We start from the raw sequence: 19,904 nt of genomic DNA on the forward strand, positions 1-19,904 counted from the left end.
AGAACCCGACCCACGGTCGGGTACCATGTAGATGTAGCGCCCGACCGTTGGTCGGGCGACAACTGAACCAAGAGCTCCTCGTGCCCAAGACTTTCCATCGAACCGACCGTGTCTCCGCCCAGCTGCGCCGTGAACTCGGCACCCTGGTGCACAACGCCGTGCGCGAGCATGGGTTGCCCTCGGTGAGCGTGTCCGACGTGGAAATCACCCGTGACATGGCCCATGCCAAGGTGTTCGTCACCGCGCTGATGCCCGAGCGCTCCGCCGAGGCCGTGGCCGGGCTGAAGGAGCTGGGCTACCGACTGCGCATGGACCTGGCGCGTGCGATGAAGCTGCGCCACGTGCCGGAACTGCACTTCCACTACGACGACTCGGTCGACCGTGGTGAGCACATCGACAACATCCTGCGCGACCTGCCCGATACGCTGGCCGCCGAGAAGCGTCGCGAGAGCGACGACGAATAAAGTTCCTGTAGCGCCGGGCCATGCTCGGCTGCTTTTGATCTCGCGCCTCGCTGCGGAAGCCGAGCATGGCTCGGCGCTACACAATCCTGTCATGACCCGAATTCAGTTCCGCCGCCTGGATGGCATCCTGCTGCTCGACAAGTCGACCGGCATGAGCTCCAACGCCGCCCTGCAGGTGGCGCGCCGCCTGTTCCGCGCCGAGAAGGGCGGCCACACCGGCAGCCTCGACCCGCTCGCCACCGGCCTGCTGCCACTGTGCTTCGGCGAGGCGACCAAGATCGCTGGCCTGCTGCTGGGGTCGGCCAAGGCCTACGATGCCGAGATCGTGCTCGGCCAGACCACCGATACCGACGATGCCGAAGGCCAGGTGCTGCTGCAGCGCCCGGTGCCGGCAATCAGCGCCGAAGCCCTGCAGGCGGCGCTGGCGCCTTTGACCGGCAACATCCGCCAGCGTGCCCCGATCTATTCGGCGCTGAAGCAGGGCGGTGAACCGCTGTATGTGAAGGCCCGCCGCGGTGATGTCATCGAGGCGCCCGAACGCGAGGTGCAGGTGCACGCCATCGACGTACTCGAGCAGCAGCCGGAACGACTGCGGCTGCGCGTGACCTGTGGCTCCGGCACCTACATCCGCAGCCTGGCCCGCGACCTCGGGGAACGCCTGGGCTGTGGCGCCCATATCAGTGCGCTGCGCCGGCTGTGGGTCGAGCCGTTCCGCGAGCCGGCCATGGTCACCCTGGACCAGCTGCGGGCGATGGCCGAGGCCGGGGACGAGGCGGGCATGGACGCGCTGCTGCTGCCGCTGGCGGCCGGCCTGGCGGAATACCCCCGGGTCGACCTCGATGCCGAGCAGGCCCACCGGTTCTGCGTCGGCCAGCGCCAGCGCGACCTGTCCTGGCCCCGTGGCCTGGTGGCCGTGTTTGGACCGGACGATGCTGTCCAGGGCCTGGGCCAGGTCGATGAGAGTGGCCTGCTGGCCCCGCAGCGTCGTTTCAACCTCTGACCCGGGCCTGCCGGTTCAGCCCCGGTCCTTGTCCCGGAAGCCCCCGGCCGTTACAATTTCGCGGCCGTTTTCCGGCAGCCTGCCCCGCGCAGGTTTCATCCTTGTAGTCCACGGCGAGCCTGGCGGTGCGCGAAGCGCGTTCCTGCCGGCCACGCATCACAGAGAAAAAAGAAAATGTCGATCGACACCCAGAAGGTCATTGAAGACAACAAGCGCAGCGCCGCTGACACCGGCTCCCCGGAAGTCCAGGTGGCCCTGCTGACCGCCCGCATCGAACTGCTGACCGGCCACTTCAAGACCCACAAGAAGGACCACCACAGCCGCCGCGGCCTGCTGCAGATGGTCAACCGCCGTCGCAGCCTGCTCGACTACCTGAAGAAGAAGGACGTCGAGCGCTACAAGGCCCTGATCGAGAAGCTTGGCCTGCGTCGCTAAGCAACGAATCCCCCGCGGCGCAGCGATGCGCCGCGGTTTTGTTTTGTAGTACCGCAATCCCCGATTCAGGCCGGAACGATCCGGCCACCCGCTGGCGGCAAGGGTCGCCGACGGTCCAAATTCGCAGACAGCATCCCCAAGGACACCCTCCGTGGCAAAAATCACCAAAACCTTCCAGTACGGCAAGCACACCGTCACGCTTGAGACCGGCGAAGTCGCCCGTCAGGCCAGCGGCGCCGTCATCGTCAAGATGGACGACACCGTACTGCTGGTCACCGCCGTCGCCGCCAAGAGCGCGCGCGAAGGCCAGGACTTCTTCCCGCTGACCGTCGATTATCAGGAAAAGTTCTACGCCGGCGGCCGTATCCCGGGTGGTTTCTTCAAGCGTGAAGGCCGTGCGACCGAGAAGGAAACCCTGATCTCGCGTCTGATCGACCGTCCGATCCGCCCGCTGTTCCCGGAAGACTACAAGAACGAAGTGCAGATCATCGCCACGGTGATGTCGCTGAACCCGGACGTGGACGGTGACATTCCGGCCCTGATCGGTGCCTCGGCTGCCCTGGCCCTGGCCGGCACCCCGTTCATGGGTCCGATCGGCGCTGCCAAGGTCGGTTACAAGAACGGCGAGTACATCCTCAACCCGACCGTCAGCGAACTGGCTGACTCGCAGCTGGAACTGGTCGTCGCCGGTACCTCCAACGCCGTGCTGATGGTCGAATCCGAAGCCGCGCTGCTGTCCGAAGAAGTGATGCTGGGCGCCGTGACCTTCGGTCACCGCGAAATGCAGAAGGTCATCAACGCGATCAACGAACTGACCGTCGAAGCCGGCACCAAGCCGTCGACCTGGGAAGCCCCGGCCAAGAACGACGCGCTGATCTCCGCCCTGAAGGAAGCCATCGGCCCGCGCCTGGGCGAAGCCTTCCAGGTGCGTGACAAGCTGCAGCGCCGTGACGCCATCTCGGCGATCAAGAAGGACGTGTTCGAAGCCCTGGCCGGCCGCGTGGCCGCCGAAGGCTGGAACCCGGCCGAGCTGTCGAAGGAATTCGGCGAACTGGAATACCGCACCATGCGTGACTCGGTGCTGGACACCAAGGTCCGCATCGACGGCCGTGCGCTGGACACCGTCCGCCCGATCACCGTGAAGACCGGCGTGCTGCCGCGTACCCACGGCTCCTCGCTGTTCACCCGTGGCGAAACCCAGGCCATTGTGACCATCACGCTGGGCACCGCCCGTGACGGTCAGGTCATCGACGCCGTTGCCGGTGAGTACAAGGAAAACTTCCTGTTCCACTACAACTTCCCTCCGTTCTCGGTGGGTGAGTGCGGCCGCATGATGGGCCCGAAGCGCCGCGAAATCGGCCACGGTCGACTGGCCAAGCGTGGCGTGCTGGCTGTCATGCCGTCGCTGGAATCGTTCCCGTACACCATCCGCGTCGTCTCGGAAATCACCGAGTCGAACGGTTCTTCGTCGATGGCGTCGGTCTGCGGCTCGTCGCTGGCCCTGATGGACGCCGGCGTGCCGGTGAAGGCACCGGTGGCCGGTATCGCCATGGGCCTGGTCAAGGAAGGCGAGCGCTTCGTCGTCCTGTCCGACATCCTGGGTGACGAAGATCACCTGGGCGACATGGACTTCAAGGTGGCCGGTACCGCTGAGGGCATCTCCGCCCTGCAGATGGACATCAAGATCGAAGGCATCACCGAAGAGATCATGAAGCAGGCCCTGCAGCAGGCCAAGGCTGGCCGCCTGCACATCCTGGGCGAAATGGCCCACGGCCTGACCGCGCCGCGTGAAGAGCTGTCGGACTACGCGCCGCGCCTGCTGACCATCAAGATCCACCCGGACAAGATCCGTGAAGTGATCGGCAAGGGCGGTTCGACCATCCAGGCCATCACCAAGGAAACCGGCACCCAGATCGACATCCAGGATGACGGCACCATCGTCATCGCTTCGGTCAATGCCATCGCTGCCCAGGCCGCCAAGGCCCGCATCGAGCAGATCACCTCGGACGTCGAGCCGGGCCGCATCTACGAAGGCAAGGTCGCCAAGATCATGGACTTCGGTGCGTTCGTCACGATCCTGCCGGGCAAGGACGGCCTGGTCCACGTGTCGCAGATCTCCAGCGATCGCGTCGAGAAGGTCGGCGACGTGCTGAAGGAAGGCGATGTGGTCAAGGTCAAGGTGCTGGAAGTCGACAAGCAGGGCCGTATCCGCCTGTCGATGAAGGCCGTGGAAGAAGGCGACGCCGTCAGCGCCGAGTAATCGGTACGGCGGATTGTGCGGTGGGTGAGGACCGTTGGTCCTCACGCTTTCGCAAAATGAAAAAGCGGGCTCCGGCCCGCTTTTTCTTTGCCTGTCCGCCGGCGCTTTCCAACCGCTATGCTTCGGCCATGGATACCCTGCGCCTGCTCGACCTGGACATCGATCGCCCGGCGCAGCGCGTCAGCCGCAACGGTGAGACGTTGCCGGTCAGCGGCCTCAGCTGGACCCTGCTGGACGTGCTGCTTGCACACGGCACCGACGTCGTGGATTTCGACATGCTGGCGGCGCAGGTCTGGGCACCGGCGGTGGTCGGCGAAGATGCGGTCAGCCAGCGGGTCAAGCTGTTGCGGCAGGCCTTGGGCGATGACAGCCGGCGCCCGCGCTACATCCGTTCGGTTCGCGGCCGTGGCTATCAGCTGTGCGCACCGCCGCTGCCCGCCGCCTTACCGGCGGCACGACCAGGCGGGTATCACCGCTTCGGCTGGGGCGCAGCGGCTGCCGTGGCGCTGGGCGTGGCGGCGGCGCTGCTGCCGTGGTCACCGCCGCCGCCGCAGGCCGGTGGACAGTCGTTCCTGCAGCGCGCCGACTACTACGCCGGTATCGGCCAGGCCAGCAACAACGAACGGGCCATCCAGCTGTATCGGCAGGCATTGCAGGCCGACCCCGATTCCACGGCGGCGCGGCGTGGCCTGTCACGGGCACTGTCGGCGCAGGGGTGCCTGTTCAACGGTACGGCCGGGCAGCTGAGCGAAGCGATGTCCCTGGCCGAGCACGAGCGCCAGCGCGCGCCGCGCGATGCGGCCGCCCATGCGTTGTGGGGCTATGCGCAGGACTGCGCGGGCAACATGCGCCTGGCCATCGACGGCTACGTGCGTGCCATCGAACTGGACCCGGACGACGAGCGCAGCCGCGCGTCGCTGGCTTACCTGCAGCAGGAGCGCGGCCAGCTGGTGACCGCGCTGCGCGGAAACCTGTCGCTGAAAGCGCCCGAGCGCGTGCGCTTCCGGGAGGTGCAGGTTGCGCGCGAACTGGAGCTGCTGGGCTTCACCCAGGTGGCTGCGCAACGCCATGCGCGCAACTTCCAGCTTTACCCGGACAACGTTTTCTCCAACATCGCCTGGCCGCGCAGCCTGTACGTGGCGGGGGCACCGCAACAGGCGCGACAGGTGCTGGACGAAGCGCTCGCACGTGGCACGCCGCATCCGCAGCTGCTGCGCCTGCAGGGCGAACTGGCGCTGCTGGCCGGCGACCACGCTGCCGCCGGCGAGGCTTTCGAGCGTGGCCGCCAGCTGCGTCCCCGGCAGTCGCTGGGCCAGGTGCTGGCGGTGTTGCACGGGCCGCAGCCGGTGGACCCTGCATGGATTGCTGAGCGACTTCAAAGGCTCGCCGCCGAGGACGGCGATGGCTGGCCCGACGCTGCGCTGGAGCAGGCATTGCTGCTGCAGGCCGACGGGCGCGCCAACGACGCCGTAGCAGCTCTGCACCGGGCCGCTGATGACGGCTTCCGCGATGTGGCGTGGCTGCGCGCCACGCCACTGTTCGTGTTGCTGCATGACACCCCGGGCTGGGCGGCGCTTCTTGACCGACTTGATGCCGACATTGCCCGCCAGCGCGCGCAGGTGCTGGCCGCAGACTGGCGCCCCGCCGACCTGGCCACGCTCAGTGCAACGCCGGTAGCAGGAACTCGGTGAGGATCCGTCGTGACTGCGGATGCGCAATGCTGCGGTTGAATGCCTGGCTGGTGACCACCGCGACCACGCGCTGCTCCGGCATCACGAACACATAGTTGCCGCCATTGCCGGACATCGCCCACACCGTGCGGGCTGAGCCCTGGACGTCCAGCTTCAGGCCCCACCACTGGTAGCCGTAGTCACTGCCATCCGCGGTAGTTGCCTGCGCCCGTATCATTGCCTCGATGTAGTCCTTCGGTACCAGCTGCCGCCCCTGCCAGCGGCCACCGTCGAGCACCAGCTGCCCAATGCGCGCGAGGTCGCGCGTGCGATAGCGCGTGCCGCCGCCCCCCATGCCGATTCCCTCCGGCGAACGATTCCACTGGCTCCGGGTGATGCCCAGCGGCTGCTCCAGCACACGCGCGGCGTAGTCGGCCAGGGGCTGGCCAGTGGCCCGCTCAAGCACGGCGCCGAGCACGAACGAATTGGCGGTGCAGTAGGCGAACGCACGGCAATGCGGGCTGTTCTCCGGCCGTTGCATCCACGGCGCAAAGCCCTTCACCGGCAGCGCCAGCGCGAAGTCCAGCCACTTCTCACTGACGTACATGCGTTCTTCGTGGCCAGCCGAGAATGGATTCTCGTCATCGCATTCCCACAGGCTGCTCATGGTCAGCAGGTCCTGCACGGTGGTGGCACGCAGGCGCGGGTCGACCTGGTGGCGTGCGGTGAAGTCTGGGAACGAGTCGTAGACCTTGGCCTGGACCCCGGCCAATCGCCCTTCGCCGATGGCGGCGCCGACCAGCAGCGCGGTCACGCTCTTGCTAGCCGAACGCACGTCATGCAGGGTCTCGGCGTCTGCGCCGTTGAAGTAGCCTTCATAGGCCACCTTGCCATCGACCTGCAGCAGCACGCTGCGGATCTGCTTGAGCTCGTCGCTGGCGATCGCACGCTCCAGCGCCACCAACCGGGCCGGGTCCGGTGGCGTGGCGCGGGCGGCGAGGGGCGCGCCACAGGTGACGCAGAGCAGCAGGGTCAGGACGGACAGGATCGAACGCATCATCGGGCTCCATCGAAAGGGGCCCCGATTGGGCCTGCGGACCATCTGAAGTGCTGGAAGCCAGCCTGAAGAATTCTGAAGCGCTTGTGCCACAAGGCTCGTCGACCGGAGGGTTACACGCCTGACGAGACCGCCAACGCCAGGTTGGTTCGGCTCCACGGCCCCGGTGCACGTAGTGCAGGTGCGGGTGGTGGTTACCGTGAGCCGGTGAGAACCTGTGCCCTGACCGCCTGCGCGGGTCGCATTGTTGTCCTGTCGTGATCGGCGTTTGCCGCTGGCTGGCCAAGCCTGTGACAGCTTTCATGGGTGGCCGCCTGTCCACGGGACGACATGACGCGACATGCGTCCCGCCGCCCCATCCGTTTGCTAACGTGGCTGCGCCTTCGAACCGGGAGATCCCATGTTCCGCCAGACCGTGGCCGTCCTTGCCGTGCTGATTGCCGGTGCCTTGCCCATCGCCGCGCATGCGCGGCCCGCACAGCCGCCGATCTTCGGCGCTTACTACCCGGGCGGTTCGGCCGAGCGCTATCCGGTCTCGAGCATTCCGGCCGAGCGCCTGACGCACCTGTTCTATGCGTTCTCCACCCTCGAGGACGGGCGCTGCACGGTCGGCGCGGAAGCGCCGAAGAACTTCGCCGCGTTGGCCGAGCTCAAGAGGGCGCATCCGCACCTGCGCACGCTGATCTCGATTGGGGGCTGGGGCGCAGGCGGGTTCTCCGATGCGGCACTGACCGAGGCCAGCCGCAGGCGCATGGTCGACTCGTGCATGGCGCTGTTCTTCGATCGCCACGCGGGCAGTTTCGACGGCGTCGACATCGACTGGGAATTTCCGGTCAGTGGCGGGCCGAAGGAGCTGGCGCACCGCCCGCAGGATCGCGCCAACCTGACCCTGCTCGCGCAGGCGTTCCGCCAGGCACTCGACGCGCGCGGCCGCAAGGCGGGACAGCCGATGCTGCTGACTGCCGCGCTGGCCGCTGGACGCCTGCAGACCGACGGTCCTTACGATCCGGCCGCGAGTTACGACCTGCCGGCGCTGGCCAAGGTGTTGGATTTCATCAACCTGATGAGCTACGACATGGGCACCGGCTTCTCTTCGGTGTCGACCTTCAATGCGCCCTTGCATGAAGTGCCGGCCGATCCGCTGGCGCCGGAACTGCGGCGCTGGAACAACGTGGCCGGTGCGGTGCAGTACTACCGCGAGCACGGCGTGCCGGCCGACAAGCTGGTGCTGGGCGTGCCTTTCTACGGGCGCGGCTTCAAGGTTACCGGTGATGCGCCGGATGGCCTGTATCAGCCCTACAGCGCACCCGCCGATGCCGGCGACTGGCGCGTGATCAAGGCGCGTTATCTCGACCAGCCGGGTTGGACCAAGCACTGGCAACCGCAGGCGCAGAGCCCGTGGCTGTACAACGCCGCGCAGAAGATCTTCATCAGCTATGAAGATCCGCGCTCGATCGGCCTGCGTGCCCGGTTCGCCCGCGAGCAGGGCCTGGCCGGGGTGTTCATGTGGGAACTGACCGGCGACGACGGGCAGGCCAGCCTGCTCAACGCCATGCTCGGCCCGTGGCAGAAGGCGCGCGTCGGCGATTGAGTCACTGGTGGCGCCGGGCCATGCCCGGCGCCAAGCGGCAACGCCATCGGCCCGACACCGCACATTGCGACGACGCCGGCGGCGCTACGCTTTGCGCATGATCCCTCTCGAACGCCTGGACCACCTGGTCCTCACCGTTGCCGACATCGAGCGCAGCTGTGATTTCTACCAGCGCGTGCTCGGCATGCAGATCGTGCGCTTCGGTGCCGGTCGCACCGCGCTGCAGTTCGGCCAGCAGAAAATCAACCTGCATCCGGCCAGCGCACCGCTGCAACCGCACGCGCTGCGGCCGACGCCGGGCAGTGCCGACCTGTGCCTGGTCACGCGTTCGGCGACGGCCGATGTGCTGGCACACCTGCGGGCGCATGCCGTGGCGGTGGAGCAGGGGCCGGTCGCTCGTACCGGTGCGCTGGGACCGATCGAATCGGTGTACGTCCGCGACCCGGACGGCAACCTGATCGAAATAAGTCGTTACCCGGGCGAAGAACACCCGCAGCGGTAGCGCCGCGCCATGCCCGGCGAAAGCTCAGTTGGCCCAGACGCTGTTGGGGTCGCCGTTGCGGGCGCGCCGCTGGCTGGCCACGGCCAGGCGGGCGAAGCCGAAGGCCATCGCCAGCGCGATGGCATCGACCCAGAACAGGGGCCAGTGCCCCCGCGCGGCCGCGCGCCACAGCCAGTCGCCATTGAGCGCGCCGTGCAGCACCGGCACCAGCGCGGTGCTGATCGCCGCGGCCCACAGCAGTTCGCGTGCGGCCTGCGCCGGGCGACGCAGCGCGGCCCACAGCGCACAGGCCGCCCAGCTGCCGAAGCAGGCCCAGCGGATGCCATGGTCGACGGCCGACGGTGCCAGCCGCTCCAGCACCAGTGCGGTGATGAACGCGACCGAGATCGCCACGCACAGGCCGATGCAGACGCCGACCGTGGCCCGCGCCATGTTCACACCGGCACGCGGCTGGTGCGGCTGGCGACGCTTGCGCCGCGACTCGATCCACAGCAGGTTGCCGGAGTAGAACAGGAACGCACCGCCGAGGCCGAGCAGGAAGTACAGCCAGACCACCACGCCGTTGCCGAACTCACCGAAGTGCAGTGCATAGGCGGCACTGAGGGTGGCGTGGTTGGCATCGCGCTGGCCCGGCAGCTGGGAAGCCAGCAGGTCGCCGCTGGCCAGATCCAACGCCACGGCGCCAAGCGGGCCGAGGGTGCCACTGGCCTCGCCGGTGATCTCGATGGTGGCGTTGGCGTCGCCGGCGTTGGCCAGCTTCAGGTAGGCCGGCTCGAAGTTGGCCACGCCCTGTGCGCGGGCGACTTCAAGTGCGCGCGCATGCAGCACGCGCAGGCTGCCCGGCGGCGCCGGAATGCCACTGGCCTCGCGCACCGGCGCGGTGTCCATCGCCGTCGGTACCGCCTGCAGGGCCTTGCCGTCGTAGATCAGCGGATTGAGCAGGGCCATCTGCACGAACACCAGGCAGAGCAGGGCGCCCGTGACCGCGAACATCAGGTGGAAGGGCAGGCTGAGCACGCCGATCACATTGTGCGCGTCCTGCCACAGCTGCTTCAGGTTGCGGCCCGGCCGCAGCGCGAACAGGTCGCCGAACAGCTTCGGCAGATGGATCACCAGCCCGCTCAGCAGCGCCATGCCATACAGCAGGCTGACGATACCCATCACGTAGACGCCGGCCACCGGCAGGCCGAGGCTGTAGTGCAGTTCGTTGACCAGTTCGGCCAGTCCGGTCTGCGGCGGGGCTGGGCTGCCGGCGATCTGGCCCGGCCAGGCATAGCGCCAGCTGCCGTCGTCGGCCTGCCAGTACGCCAGTGGCTGCGGGTGCTCGGCGCCGGGGAACGTCATGCCCACGTGGCGGCGCGCTTCCGGATGGGCCGCCAGCACGTCTTCCAGCAGGTACTGCGCGTCATCCAGGCCGGCCGGCAACGCCGTGGCTGCGCCCGGGGTCTGCCACAGCGGCAGGTCGTGATGGAACAGGGTCAGCGCACCTGCGTAGAAGGCCACGAACAGGCCGAAGCCGGCGACCAGGCCGACCCAGGTGTGCAGGGTGGTGAACGTGCGCAGGGTCTGCGAACTGAACTTCATGGCAGGGATCTCATTGCACCGCGCCGGTCAGGCGCAGCAGCGCGAGCACGGCGAAGCCAACGGCGGCGCTGCCGCCCAGCACCAGCCAGGCGCGCAGTGCGCTGCGGAAGCTGAACGCCCACAGGGCGGCCAGCATCCACAACGGGATGAAGGCAATCAGGGTCGGCACCAGCGCGCGCTGCCACGGGCCCGGTGGCAGCCAGGCCAGCAGGCCGGTGACGGCGGCTGCGAGCAGGAAGCCAGCGATGATGCCGGCAAAGGCGCGCGGCCACATCAGGGTGACCCCGTGCCCGGGCGATGCCAGGCGGCCAGCGCCGGCAGCAGCATCGCGGCCAGCATCCAGGTGCACAGCATCGCCACCAGGCCCGCGGCTACGCCGAGCTCGGCCATCCACAACCACAATGCGGCCGCAGCGGCGACCACGCCGATCTGGCGGCCGAGCCGGCCGGCGCGGCGCAGGCGGGGCCAGCGGCAGTGCGGCGAGGCGGCATAGAAGGCCAGTGCCGAGAACATCGCCGCCAGCATGCCCAGGCTGCAGAAGCCCAGCGTGGAGAGGCCGACGGTGATCATCGCGGGCGGCCGCCGTGGCAGCGGGCCGGCGAACGCGGGGCACGGGCGGGGCCGGCGGGGGCCGGTCGGAGCGGGTGGCGCATCACGAGGTCCTGGGGAAAGCGGGCAGGCTGGCACGGGGCGGGCTGCGCGGACATGGTAATCATTGCGTTTTCACGCCGCCAGCACTCGCCATTCAGCGGGCCGTACGGCAGCCCTTGGGCTTTCCCGTGCGCTGGTTTAAGATCACCGCAGAACCCTGACCGGAACAAGGTGGCCCGCGCCCAGCGCCGGCCGAGCGTGCGACATGAGCACTACCCCCGCCCACTGTTGACCTGCCCCCGAAGGCCCTGTGTTGCAGGCGCCCTCGCGGCGCTTTTTTATTGCCCGGGCAACGGCCCGGGAACGCTTTCCAGCCCGCCCCGCGGGCCCCGCACGAAGCCACTGCGATGATCAACATTACCCTCCCCGACGGCAGCCGCCGCGAGTTCGAAAACCCCGTCAGCGTCATGGACGTCGCCCAGTCGATCGGCGCCGGCCTGGCCAAGGCCACCATCGCCGGTTCGGTCGATGGCGTGCTGGTCGATGCCAGCGACGTCATCGATCACGATGCCAGCCTGCGCATCATCACCGCCAAGGACGAGGAGGGCGTGGAGATCATCCGCCACTCCTGCGCCCACCTGGTCGGCCATGCCGTCAAGCAGCTGTACCCGGATGTGAAGATGGTCATCGGCCCGGTGATCGCCGAAGGCTTCTACTACGACATCTACTCCGAGCGCCCGTTCACCCCGGACGACATGGCCGCGATCGAGAAGCGCATGGGTGAACTGATCGCCCAGGACTACGACGTCATCAAGAAGATGACCCCGCGCGCCGAAGTGATCGAGATCTTCAAGGCCCGTGGCGAGGACTACAAGCTGCGCCTGATCGAGGACATGTCCGATGACATCCAGGCGATGGGCATGTACTACCACCAGGAATACGTGGACATGTGCCGCGGCCCGCACGTACCGAATACCCGCTTCCTGAAGGCCTTCAAGCTGACCCGCATTTCCGGTGCCTACTGGCGCGGCGATGCCCAGAACGAACAGCTGCAGCGCATCTACGGCACTGCCTGGGCCGACAAGAAGCAGCTCGAGGCGTACATCAAGCGCATCGAGGAAGCCGAGATGCGCGACCACCGCCGCATCGGCAAGCAGCAGGACCTGTTCCACCTGCAGGAAGAGGCGCCGGGCCTGGTGTTCTGGCACCCGAAGGGCTGGGCACTGTGGCAGGTGGTCGAGCAGTACATGCGCAAGGTCTACCGCAGCAGCGGCTACGGCGAAGTGCGTTGCCCGCAGATCCTGGACGTGAGCCTGTGGAAGAAGTCCGGCCACTGGGACAACTACCAGGACAACATGTTCTTCACCGAGTCGGAGAAGCGCACCTACGCGGTCAAGCCGATGAACTGCCCTGGCCATGTGCAGGTGTTCAACCAGGGCCTGCACAGCTACCGCGACCTGCCGATCCGTTACGGCGAGTTCGGTTCCTGCCACCGCAACGAGCCGTCCGGCGCGCTGCACGGCATCCTGCGCGTGCGCGGCTTCACCCAGGACGACGGCCATGTGTTCTGCACCGAGAGCCAGATCGAGTCGGAAGTGACCGCGTTCCACCAGCAGGCGCTGGCGGTCTACAGGCACTTCGGCTTTGACGAGATCCAGATCAAGATCGCGCTGCGCCCGGAATCGCGCCTTGGCGATGACGCCACCTGGGACAAGGCCGAAGGCGCCCTGCGCTCGGCGCTGTCCAGCTGTGGCGTGGAATGGCAGGAGCTGCCGGGCGAGGGTGCCTTCTACGGCCCGAAGATCGAGTACCACCTGAAGGACGCCATCGGCCGCACCTGGCAGCTGGGCACCATGCAGGTCGACTTCATGATGCCGGGCCGCCTCGGCGCCGAGTACGTGGACGAGAACAGCCAGAAGAAGCACCCGGTCATGCTGCACCGCGCCATCGTCGGCTCGATGGAGCGCTTCCTGGGCATCCTGATCGAGCACCATGCCGGCCAGTTCCCGACCTGGCTGGCGCCGACCCAGGTGGTGGTGGCCAACATCACCGACGCCCAGGCCGATTACGTCTCGGGCGTGACCAAAACCCTTGCGGAGCAAGGCTTCCGCGTCAGCTCGGATTTGCGTAACGAGAAGATCGGCTATAAAATCCGCGAGCATACGTTGCAGCGCGTGCCCTACCTGCTGGTCATCGGTGACCGCGAGAAGGAGAATGGGGCTGTGGCGGTGCGTACGCGTTCTGGCGAAGACCTGGGCAGCATGAGCCTGCAGGCCTTCATCGAGCGGCTCCACGCCGAGGGCGCGTAAGCAAAGGTCCGGTCCGGGGGCACAGGCACCCGGGCCGGTTCGATACCCTTGGGAGAACGTAATATCAGCACCCCTGACAACAAACAGAACCGCAAGAATCAGGAAATCCGTGTGCCGCGCGTCCGCGTGATCGGCAGTGACGGAGAAATGATCGGCGTGTTGTCGCGCGACGAAGCGCTGTCCATGGCCGAAGATGAAGGCCTGGACCTGGTCGAGATCCAGCCGCAGGCCGACCCGCCGGTCTGCAAGATCATGGACTTCGGCAAGTTCAAGTTCGAAGCGCAGAAGAAGGCCAGCGAGGCCAAGAAGAAGACCAAGCAGGTCGAGATCAAGGAAGTGAAGTTCCGTCCGGTCACGGACGAGGGCGACTACCAGATCAAGCTGCGCAAGATGCGTGGGTTCCTCGAGGATGGTGACAAGATCAAGGTCAACATCCGCTTCCGTGGCCGCGAAATGAGCCACCAGGAACTGGGCCGTGAAATGGCCAACCGGATCGAGACCGATCTGGGCGAGGACATCGTCATTGAATCCCGTCCGCGCCTGGAAGGGCGTCAGATGGTCATGATGATCGCGCCGAAGAAGAAGACCTGAGGCCTGACGGGCCGCCTTCCGGGGCGCCTGGCTGAATGGTTCAGGGTAGAGGGACGCCGCTGGCGTCCCTTTGCTTTTCCGGCAGGCCGCGGGTTGCCGGTGAAAGCGGGGCAGGGGCTGGCAGCAAGGCGGTTTTGCCTGTATCATGCCCGGCTCGACCCACCCAGGACGGGTCGTACGCCGATCATGGCAGGACGGAAAGAGCGGCCCAGGCCGCCGCCAGATCAGTCAGAAACCAGGGTCAAATCCCATCAAGGACATTGCAATGCCCAAGATCAAGACCAACCGGGCAGCGGCCAAGCGTTTCCGCAAGACCGCCTCGGGCAAGTACAAGTGCGGCCACGCCAACCGTAGCCACATCCTCACGAAGAAAGCGACCAAGCGTAAGCGTAATCTGCGTCAGACGGGCCATGTCCGTGCAGAAGACGCAGGCCGTCTGGACCGCATGCTCCCTTACCTCTGAGGAACTGAAAAATGGCACGAGTTAAGCGTGGCGTACAGGCGCGTCGCCGCCACAAGAAGATTCTGGATCTCGCCAAGGGCTATTACAACGCCCGTCGCAAGGTCTTCCGCGTTGCCAAGCAGGCGGTCATCAAGGCACAGCAGTACGCCTACATCGGCCGTAAGCAGAAGAAGCGCAACTTCCGTTCGCTGTGGATCACCCGCATCAATGCGGCTGCCCGCATCAACGGCCTGAGCTACAGCCGCTTCATGAACGGCCTGCTGAAGGCCGGCATCACCCTGGATCGCAAGGTCCTGGCTGACATCGCCGTGCACGACGCAGCCGGTTTTGCCGCGCTGGCCGAAAAGGCCAAGGGCGCGCTGGCGGCATAAGTCCTTCCCGATGCCGTAACCGTTCACTCGGAACGGTGTCAGGTCAAGGCAATGCATGGGGAAGGGCGCAAGTCCTTCCCCATTCTTATTTGGGTCCCGGCGCGGCCACAGCGGCAGCGCGGGGACGGCGGTGGCGACAGGGGTCGGCCCTTCGCGCATCGCGATGGCAGATCGACTGGAGTTCCGGCCCCCCATGAGCGACATCCAATCCCTCACCACCCAGGCGCTGGCCGATGTGGCCGCCGCACAGAGCCCCGATGCGCTGGAACAGCTGCGCGTGGCCCTGCTTGGCAAGAGCGGCAGCATCACCTCGCAGCTCAAGCAGCTCGGCGCCCTGCCGGCCGACGAGCGCAAGGCCGCCGGTGAAGCGATCAACCAGGCCCGCGACGCGCTGACCCGCGCGCTGGGCGAGCGCAAGGCGCTGCTGGAAGACGCGGCCCTGGATGCGCGCCTGGCGGCCGAAGCCATCGACATCACCCTGCCGGGCCGCAACGGCGAGCGCGCCGGCCTGCACCCGATCACCCGCACCCTGGAGCGCATCACCGGCATCTTCGGCCGGCTGGGCTACGAGCTGTCGGAAGGGCCGGAGATCGAGGACGACTGGCACAATTTCGAGGCGCTGAACTTCCCACCGCACCATCCGGCGCGCGCCATGCACGACACCTTCTACTTCGGCGACGGCCGCCTGCTGCGCACGCACACCTCAGGCGTGCAGGTGCGCTACATGGGCGACCACGCGCCGCCGCTGCGCATGATCGCCGCCGGCAAGGTGTACCGCAGCGACAGCGACCAGACCCACTCGCCGATGTTCCACCAGGTCGAAGGCCTGCTGGTGGACGAGCATTCGACCTTTGCCGACCTGAAGGGCACGCTGGCCGAGTTCGTGCGTGCCTTCTTCGAGCGCGATTTCGAGATGCGCTTCCGCCCCAGCTATTTCCCGTTCGTTGAACCGGGCGCGGAAGTGGACATCGCCTGGCAGCAGCCCGATGGCAGCACCCGCTGGCTGGAAGTGCTGGGCTGCGGCATGGTCCATCCGAACGTGCTGCGCAACGTTGGCATCGATCCGGAGCGCTATACCGGCTTCGCCTTCGGCATGGGCGTGGAGCGCTTTGCAATGCTGCGCTACGGCGTCAACGACCTGCGCGCGTTCTTCGAGAACGATGTGCGGTTCCTGAAACAGTTCGCGTAAGCCGCAACCCTGTAGAGCCGGGCCATGCCCGGCTGCTCCTGAAACGACTGCTCCCAAATTCGCAGGCCCAGGCGCATGCGCCGGGCCCACCAGGATGACACCATGAAATTCTCCGAAAACTGGCTGCGCAGCCACGTCCCGACCCGCGCTTCGCGTGATGAGCTGAGTGCGGTGCTGACCGCCATCGGCCTGGAAGTGGAAGACGTGACCGCGCTGGGCGAAGGCCTCGATCACGTGGTCGTGGCACGCATCGTCGAGGCCGTGCGCCATCCGGAAGCCGACCGCCTGCAGGTGTGCAGGGTCGATGCCGGGCAGGGCGAGCTGCTGCAGATCGTCTGTGGTGCGCCGAACGCCCGCCCGGGCCTGGTCGCGCCACTGGCGATGGTCGGTGCGCAGATCGGCGAGTTGAAGATCAAGCCGGCCAAGCTGCGCGGCGTCGAGTCCAACGGCATGCTGTGCTCGGCCAAGGAACTGGGCCTGGACAACGATGCCTCCGGCCTGCTGGAGCTGCCCGATGACGCCCCGGTCGGGCAGGCCCTGGTCGCCTACCTCGGCCTGCCGGACGCCAGCATCGAGATCAAGCTGACCCCGAACCGCGCCGACTGCTTCAGCCTGCGCGGCATTGCCTACGATGTCGCCGCCGCTACCCGCAGTGAAGTGCTGGACTTCGCCGCCGATGCCATTCCGGCGGTCGGCAGCCGCGAGCTGAGCATCCAGCTCGACGCGGGCGCCGAGGCGCCGCGTTACCTGGGGCGCGTCATCGAAGGCGTCAACGCCGCGGCCAGGACCCCGTTGTGGATGGCCGAACGCCTGCGCCGCAGCGGCGTGCGCCCGGTCTCGCTGCTGGTCGACATCACCCAGTACGTGATGCTCGAACTCGGCCAGCCGATGCATGCCTACGACCTGGGCACCCTGCAGGGCAGCATCGCCGTGCGCCGTTCGCGCGCGGGCGAGAGCCTGAAGCTGCTCGATGGCCGCGATGCCGCGCTGGACGACAGCTTCCTGGTGGTCACTGACGCCGATCGTGCGGTTGGCCTGGCCGGCCTGATGGGCGGCTTCGACACGCGCGTCACCGACGCCACCACGGCCGTGTTCCTGGAAGCCGCGCACTTCGCCCCGGCCGCGATCATGGGCCGTGGACGCAAGCTCGGCCTGCACACCGACGCGGGGCACCGTTTCGAGCGTGGCGTCGATCCGGCACTGCCGCGCACCGCGATCGAGTACGCCACCCGCCTGGTGCTGGACCTGGCCGGGGGCACCCCGGCACCGGTCACCGAGGCGGTGCGCGAGGCCGATCTGCCGCAGCCGGCGACGATCCTGCTGCGCCGCGCGCGGATCACCCGCGTGCTCGGCATCACCATCGAGGATGCCGAAGTCGAACGCATCCTGCGCGCGCTGGGCATGGACGTGGTCGCCAGCGCCGACGGCTGGCAGGTCACCGCGCCGAGCCGTCGTTTCGATATCGCCATCGAAGAGGACCTGATCGAGGAACTGGCCCGCATCCACGGTTACGAGCAGATCCCGACCACGCTGCCGGGCGGTGCCTCGCGCGTGGCGATGCCCAGTGAAACCCAGCTGGACGCGTTGAGCGTGCGTCGCCAGCTGATCGCCCGTGACCAGCAGGAAACCGTCAATTTCGCCTTCGTCGACGACGCCTTGCTGGCCCAGTGGCAGCTGCGCGACGGCCTGGTGCCGCTGGCCAACCCACTGTCGGCCGAACTGGCGGTGATGCGCCCGTCGCTGCTGCCGGGCCTGGTCGCCACGCTGGGCCGCAATGCAGCGCGGCAGCTCGGTCGCGTGCGCCTGTTCGAGATCGGCCGGGTGTTCGCCCAGCAGGCTGGCGGGGCGTCGACTGGCGAAAGCCGGCCGGCACCGCTGGAAACCCTGCGCGTGGCCGCTGCGGTCTGCGGCGAGGCTCAGGCGGTGCAGTGGGGCCTGCCGACCCGCAAGGTCGATTTCCATGACCTGAAGGGCGACCTGGAATCGCTGGCGGCCGCCAGTGGCGCGCAGCTGGAGTTCCGTCCGTCGGACCGTGCCTACGGCCATCCGGCGCGTTCGGCCGAGGTGTTCCGCGAGGGCGTGGCGATCGGCTGGATCGGCCAGATCCACCCGCGTCTGGCCAAGGCGATGGACATCGAGGCCGATGTCTATGCCTTCGAGCTCGATCTGGAGCCGCTGGCTGCGCGTCGCCTGCCGCGTGCCGGCGAGCTGTCGCGCTTCCCGGCGGTGCGCCGCGACCTGGCCTTCCTGGTGCCTGAACAGGTGGCGTGGACGGACCTGGCGGCCACCGTCCGCCAGGCCGCCGGCCCGCTGCTGCGCGACCTCAACCTGTTCGACCGTTACGTCGGCCAGGGCGTCGAGCCGGGATTCAAGAGTCTCGCTATGGGCTTGATTTTGCAGGACAAGTCGCGCACTCTGACGGACCGCGACGTGGATGCGGTGGTGGCCGAGGCGGTCACTGCCATCGAGCGTGAACACCACGCCCGGATCCGCGGCTGAGCGGGCAGCACTCGGGGGTAGCAGGCAATGGCATTGACCAAGGCGGAGATGGCGGAAAAGCTGTTCGACGAAGTCGGTCTGAACAAGCGGGAAGCCAAGGAATTCGTCGACGCGTTTTTCGATGTGCTGCGTGAAGCATTGGAACAGGGACGTCAGGTGAAGCTGTCGGGCTTCGGTAATTTCGATCTGCGGCGCAAGAACCAGCGCCCGGGTCGCAACCCCAAGACCGGCGAGGAAATTCCGATTTCCGCCCGTACGGTGGTCACCTTCCGTCCGGGCCAGAAGCTCAAGGAGAGGGTGGAAGCTTATGCTGGATCCGGGCAGTAACCGCGAACTACCGCCGATCCCGGCCAAGCGCTACTTCACCATTGGTGAGGTCAGCGAGCTGTGCGACGTCAAGCCGCACGTCCTGCGCTACTGGGAGACCGAGTTTCCCAGCCTTGAGCCGGCCAAGCGCCGAGGCAACCGCCGCTACTACCAGCGCCATGACGTGCTGATGGTGCGACAGATCCGCAGCCTGCTGTACGAACAGGGCTACACCATCGGTGGTGCCCGCCTGCGCCTGGACGGCCCCGATGCCCGCGAGGAATCGGCGCTGAGCAACCAGATCATCAAGCAGGTGCGCATGGAGCTGGAAGAAGTGCTGCAGTTGCTGCGCCGCTGACCCCATTTCCCTCGTAATCCGCTATACTTCACGGCCCGCCGCACTGGCGGGCACATCGCAGCATCAGTCGGGGCGTAGCGCAGCCTGGTAGCGCATCTGCCTGGGGGGCAGAGGGTCGTCGGTTCGAATCCGGCCGTCCCGACCACTGTGATGAATCAAGAAGCCCGCGCAGCGATGCGTGGGCTTTTTTGTGCGTGCGGCCGATGGCGATGATCAGTCCTCAGCGAATCGATAGACCAGTTCCGGATCGCCCTCGTCCAGTCCATGCACGATGCCGCTGTCGATGAAACCCGAGGCGGCGAGCAGGCGTTGCATGCCGGTATTGGAAGCACTCGTCGAAGTAAACAGCTTGCCTTGCCCCTGCAGCGCGACGGCATGGCGCAGCAGGGCGGCGCCGACGCCCTGGTTGCGTTGTTCGCGCGCCACCATCAGCATCTCGACGAAGGCTTCGCCGAAGAAGTGATGGTGGATGACCAGGTAACCGGCCAGCTGGCCGGCCCGTTCGGCCACGTGCACGCCACCGCTGGCCTGCCAGTCGCTGATCTGCCGTGCGCGCCGCGGATCGTGGGCCGCAACGCTGTCGAGCGCGATCAACGCGGGAACGTCGGCGGGCATTGCTTCGCGGATATGCAGCGTCGTCAAGGAAGGATCGGGTGGTGCCATC

At 67.1% G+C, this 19,904-nt stretch carries 20 protein-coding genes and 1 tRNA gene; 16 read left to right on the forward strand and 5 right to left on the reverse strand.

Translation table 11 applies throughout. The features are described 5' to 3' along the window. Positions 1-80 precede the first annotated feature (80 nt). The 5 genes from rbfA to LRM18_RS00935 all read left to right on the forward strand — a co-directional run bounded on the left by rbfA (position 81) and on the right by LRM18_RS00935 (position 5,850). Positions 81-464 (forward strand): 30S ribosome-binding factor RbfA, encoded by a 384-nt coding sequence (rbfA, locus tag LRM18_RS00915; protein WP_049469441.1) that lies wholly within the window; start codon positions 81-83, stop codon positions 462-464. 91 nt (positions 465-555) lie between these two features. Further along, complete coding sequence (truB, locus tag LRM18_RS00920) at positions 556-1,464, forward strand: tRNA pseudouridine(55) synthase TruB (RefSeq protein WP_049469444.1); 909 nt, start codon at positions 556-558, stop codon at positions 1,462-1,464. A gap of 174 nt (positions 1,465-1,638) precedes the next feature. Then, a complete protein-coding gene (gene rpsO, locus LRM18_RS00925; RefSeq protein ID WP_005417886.1) occupies positions 1,639-1,899 on the forward strand; it encodes a 30S ribosomal protein S15 in 261 nt (86 codons plus the stop codon). A 151-nt stretch (positions 1,900-2,050) separates the two neighbouring features. Beyond that, positions 2,051-4,159: a polyribonucleotide nucleotidyltransferase gene (gene pnp, locus LRM18_RS00930; protein ID WP_049469447.1), complete on the forward strand. Its 2,109-nt coding sequence runs from the start codon at positions 2,051-2,053 to the stop codon at positions 4,157-4,159. A gap of 128 nt (positions 4,160-4,287) precedes the next feature. Then, positions 4,288-5,850 (forward strand): winged helix-turn-helix domain-containing protein, encoded by a 1,563-nt coding sequence (locus LRM18_RS00935; RefSeq protein WP_270949422.1) that lies wholly within the window; start codon positions 4,288-4,290, stop codon positions 5,848-5,850. On the opposite strand, the gene LRM18_RS00940 is transcribed toward LRM18_RS00935, so the two are convergent. After that, positions 5,819-6,886 carry a serine hydrolase gene (locus LRM18_RS00940; protein WP_154331498.1) on the reverse strand — a complete coding sequence of 356 codons (1,068 nt, stop codon included), beginning with the start codon at positions 6,884-6,886 and terminating at the stop codon, positions 5,819-5,821. The two genes, LRM18_RS00935 and LRM18_RS00940, sit on opposite strands and share 32 nt — an antisense overlap. 400 nt (positions 6,887-7,286) lie before the next feature. On the opposite strand from LRM18_RS00940, the gene LRM18_RS00945 reads away from it, so the two are divergent. Further along, entirely contained in the window at positions 7,287-8,477 is a 1,191-nt protein-coding gene (locus LRM18_RS00945) for a glycoside hydrolase family 18 protein (protein WP_270949426.1), read from the forward strand. A 97-nt stretch (positions 8,478-8,574) separates the two neighbouring features. After that, positions 8,575-8,979 carry a VOC family protein gene (locus tag LRM18_RS00950; RefSeq protein ID WP_154330965.1) on the forward strand — a complete coding sequence of 135 codons (405 nt, stop codon included), beginning with the start codon at positions 8,575-8,577 and terminating at the stop codon, positions 8,977-8,979. Positions 8,980-9,003: 24 nt separating this feature from the next. On the opposite strand, the gene LRM18_RS00955 is transcribed toward LRM18_RS00950, so the two are convergent. Genes LRM18_RS00955 through LRM18_RS00965 form a run of 3 tightly spaced genes read right to left on the reverse strand, consistent with a single transcriptional unit; the run spans position 9,004 to position 11,133 of the window. Continuing rightward, positions 9,004-10,563: a PepSY-associated TM helix domain-containing protein gene (locus LRM18_RS00955; RefSeq protein ID WP_270949428.1), complete on the reverse strand. Its 1,560-nt coding sequence runs from the start codon at positions 10,561-10,563 to the stop codon at positions 9,004-9,006. Positions 10,564-10,573: 10 nt separating this feature from the next. Beyond that, positions 10,574-10,837 carry a hypothetical protein gene (locus LRM18_RS00960; RefSeq protein ID WP_049469462.1) on the reverse strand — a complete coding sequence of 88 codons (264 nt, stop codon included), beginning with the start codon at positions 10,835-10,837 and terminating at the stop codon, positions 10,574-10,576. Then, the gene (locus LRM18_RS00965) at positions 10,837-11,133 is read right to left on the reverse strand and encodes a hypothetical protein (RefSeq protein WP_088475979.1); all 297 of its coding nucleotides are present in this window, start codon (positions 11,131-11,133) and stop codon (positions 10,837-10,839) included. The genes LRM18_RS00960 and LRM18_RS00965 overlap by 1 nt, the downstream gene beginning before the upstream one ends. Positions 11,134-11,561: 428 nt before the next feature. On the opposite strand from LRM18_RS00965, the gene thrS reads away from it, so the two are divergent. The 9 genes from thrS to LRM18_RS01010 all read left to right on the forward strand — a co-directional run bounded on the left by thrS (position 11,562) and on the right by LRM18_RS01010 (position 19,385). After that, positions 11,562-13,463 carry a threonine--tRNA ligase gene (gene thrS / locus LRM18_RS00970; RefSeq protein WP_164687804.1) on the forward strand — a complete coding sequence of 634 codons (1,902 nt, stop codon included), beginning with the start codon at positions 11,562-11,564 and terminating at the stop codon, positions 13,461-13,463. A 63-nt stretch (positions 13,464-13,526) separates the two neighbouring features. Then, positions 13,527-14,054: a translation initiation factor IF-3 gene (gene infC, locus LRM18_RS00975; RefSeq protein WP_074725076.1), complete on the forward strand. Its 528-nt coding sequence runs from the start codon at positions 13,527-13,529 to the stop codon at positions 14,052-14,054. A 265-nt stretch (positions 14,055-14,319) separates the two neighbouring features. Further along, entirely contained in the window at positions 14,320-14,517 is a 198-nt protein-coding gene (rpmI, locus tag LRM18_RS00980) for a 50S ribosomal protein L35 (RefSeq protein WP_005410436.1), read from the forward strand. Positions 14,518-14,528: 11 nt separating this feature from the next. Further along, the gene (rplT, locus tag LRM18_RS00985; protein ID WP_005410435.1) at positions 14,529-14,888 is read left to right on the forward strand and encodes a 50S ribosomal protein L20; all 360 of its coding nucleotides are present in this window, start codon (positions 14,529-14,531) and stop codon (positions 14,886-14,888) included. A gap of 193 nt (positions 14,889-15,081) precedes the next feature. Continuing rightward, positions 15,082-16,077 carry a phenylalanine--tRNA ligase subunit alpha gene (locus LRM18_RS00990; RefSeq protein WP_049466965.1) on the forward strand — a complete coding sequence of 332 codons (996 nt, stop codon included), beginning with the start codon at positions 15,082-15,084 and terminating at the stop codon, positions 16,075-16,077. A gap of 102 nt (positions 16,078-16,179) precedes the next feature. Next, positions 16,180-18,576, forward strand: coding sequence for a phenylalanine--tRNA ligase subunit beta (gene pheT / locus LRM18_RS00995; protein ID WP_270949512.1), 2,397 nt, complete (start codon positions 16,180-16,182; stop codon positions 18,574-18,576). Positions 18,577-18,603: 27 nt separating this feature from the next. Further along, positions 18,604-18,903: an integration host factor subunit alpha gene (locus tag LRM18_RS01000; protein ID WP_005410432.1), complete on the forward strand. Its 300-nt coding sequence runs from the start codon at positions 18,604-18,606 to the stop codon at positions 18,901-18,903. Then, a complete protein-coding gene (locus LRM18_RS01005; protein WP_005410431.1) occupies positions 18,884-19,240 on the forward strand; it encodes a MerR family transcriptional regulator in 357 nt (118 codons plus the stop codon). The genes LRM18_RS01000 and LRM18_RS01005 overlap by 20 nt, the downstream gene beginning before the upstream one ends. 68 nt (positions 19,241-19,308) lie before the next feature. After that, a tRNA-Pro gene (locus LRM18_RS01010) sits at positions 19,309-19,385 on the forward strand. A gap of 68 nt (positions 19,386-19,453) precedes the next feature. Here the strand turns inward: LRM18_RS01010 and LRM18_RS01015 are convergent. After that, positions 19,454-19,903, reverse strand: a complete 450-nt coding sequence (locus LRM18_RS01015) for a GNAT family N-acetyltransferase (RefSeq protein WP_270949532.1) — start codon at positions 19,901-19,903, stop codon at positions 19,454-19,456. Between the last annotated feature and the right edge of the window lies 1 nt (position 19,904).

It is taken from the genome of Stenotrophomonas sp. PI_27, assembly GCF_027854495.1.
In the GTDB taxonomy this organism is placed as follows: domain Bacteria; phylum Pseudomonadota; class Gammaproteobacteria; order Xanthomonadales; family Xanthomonadaceae; genus Stenotrophomonas; species Stenotrophomonas pavanii.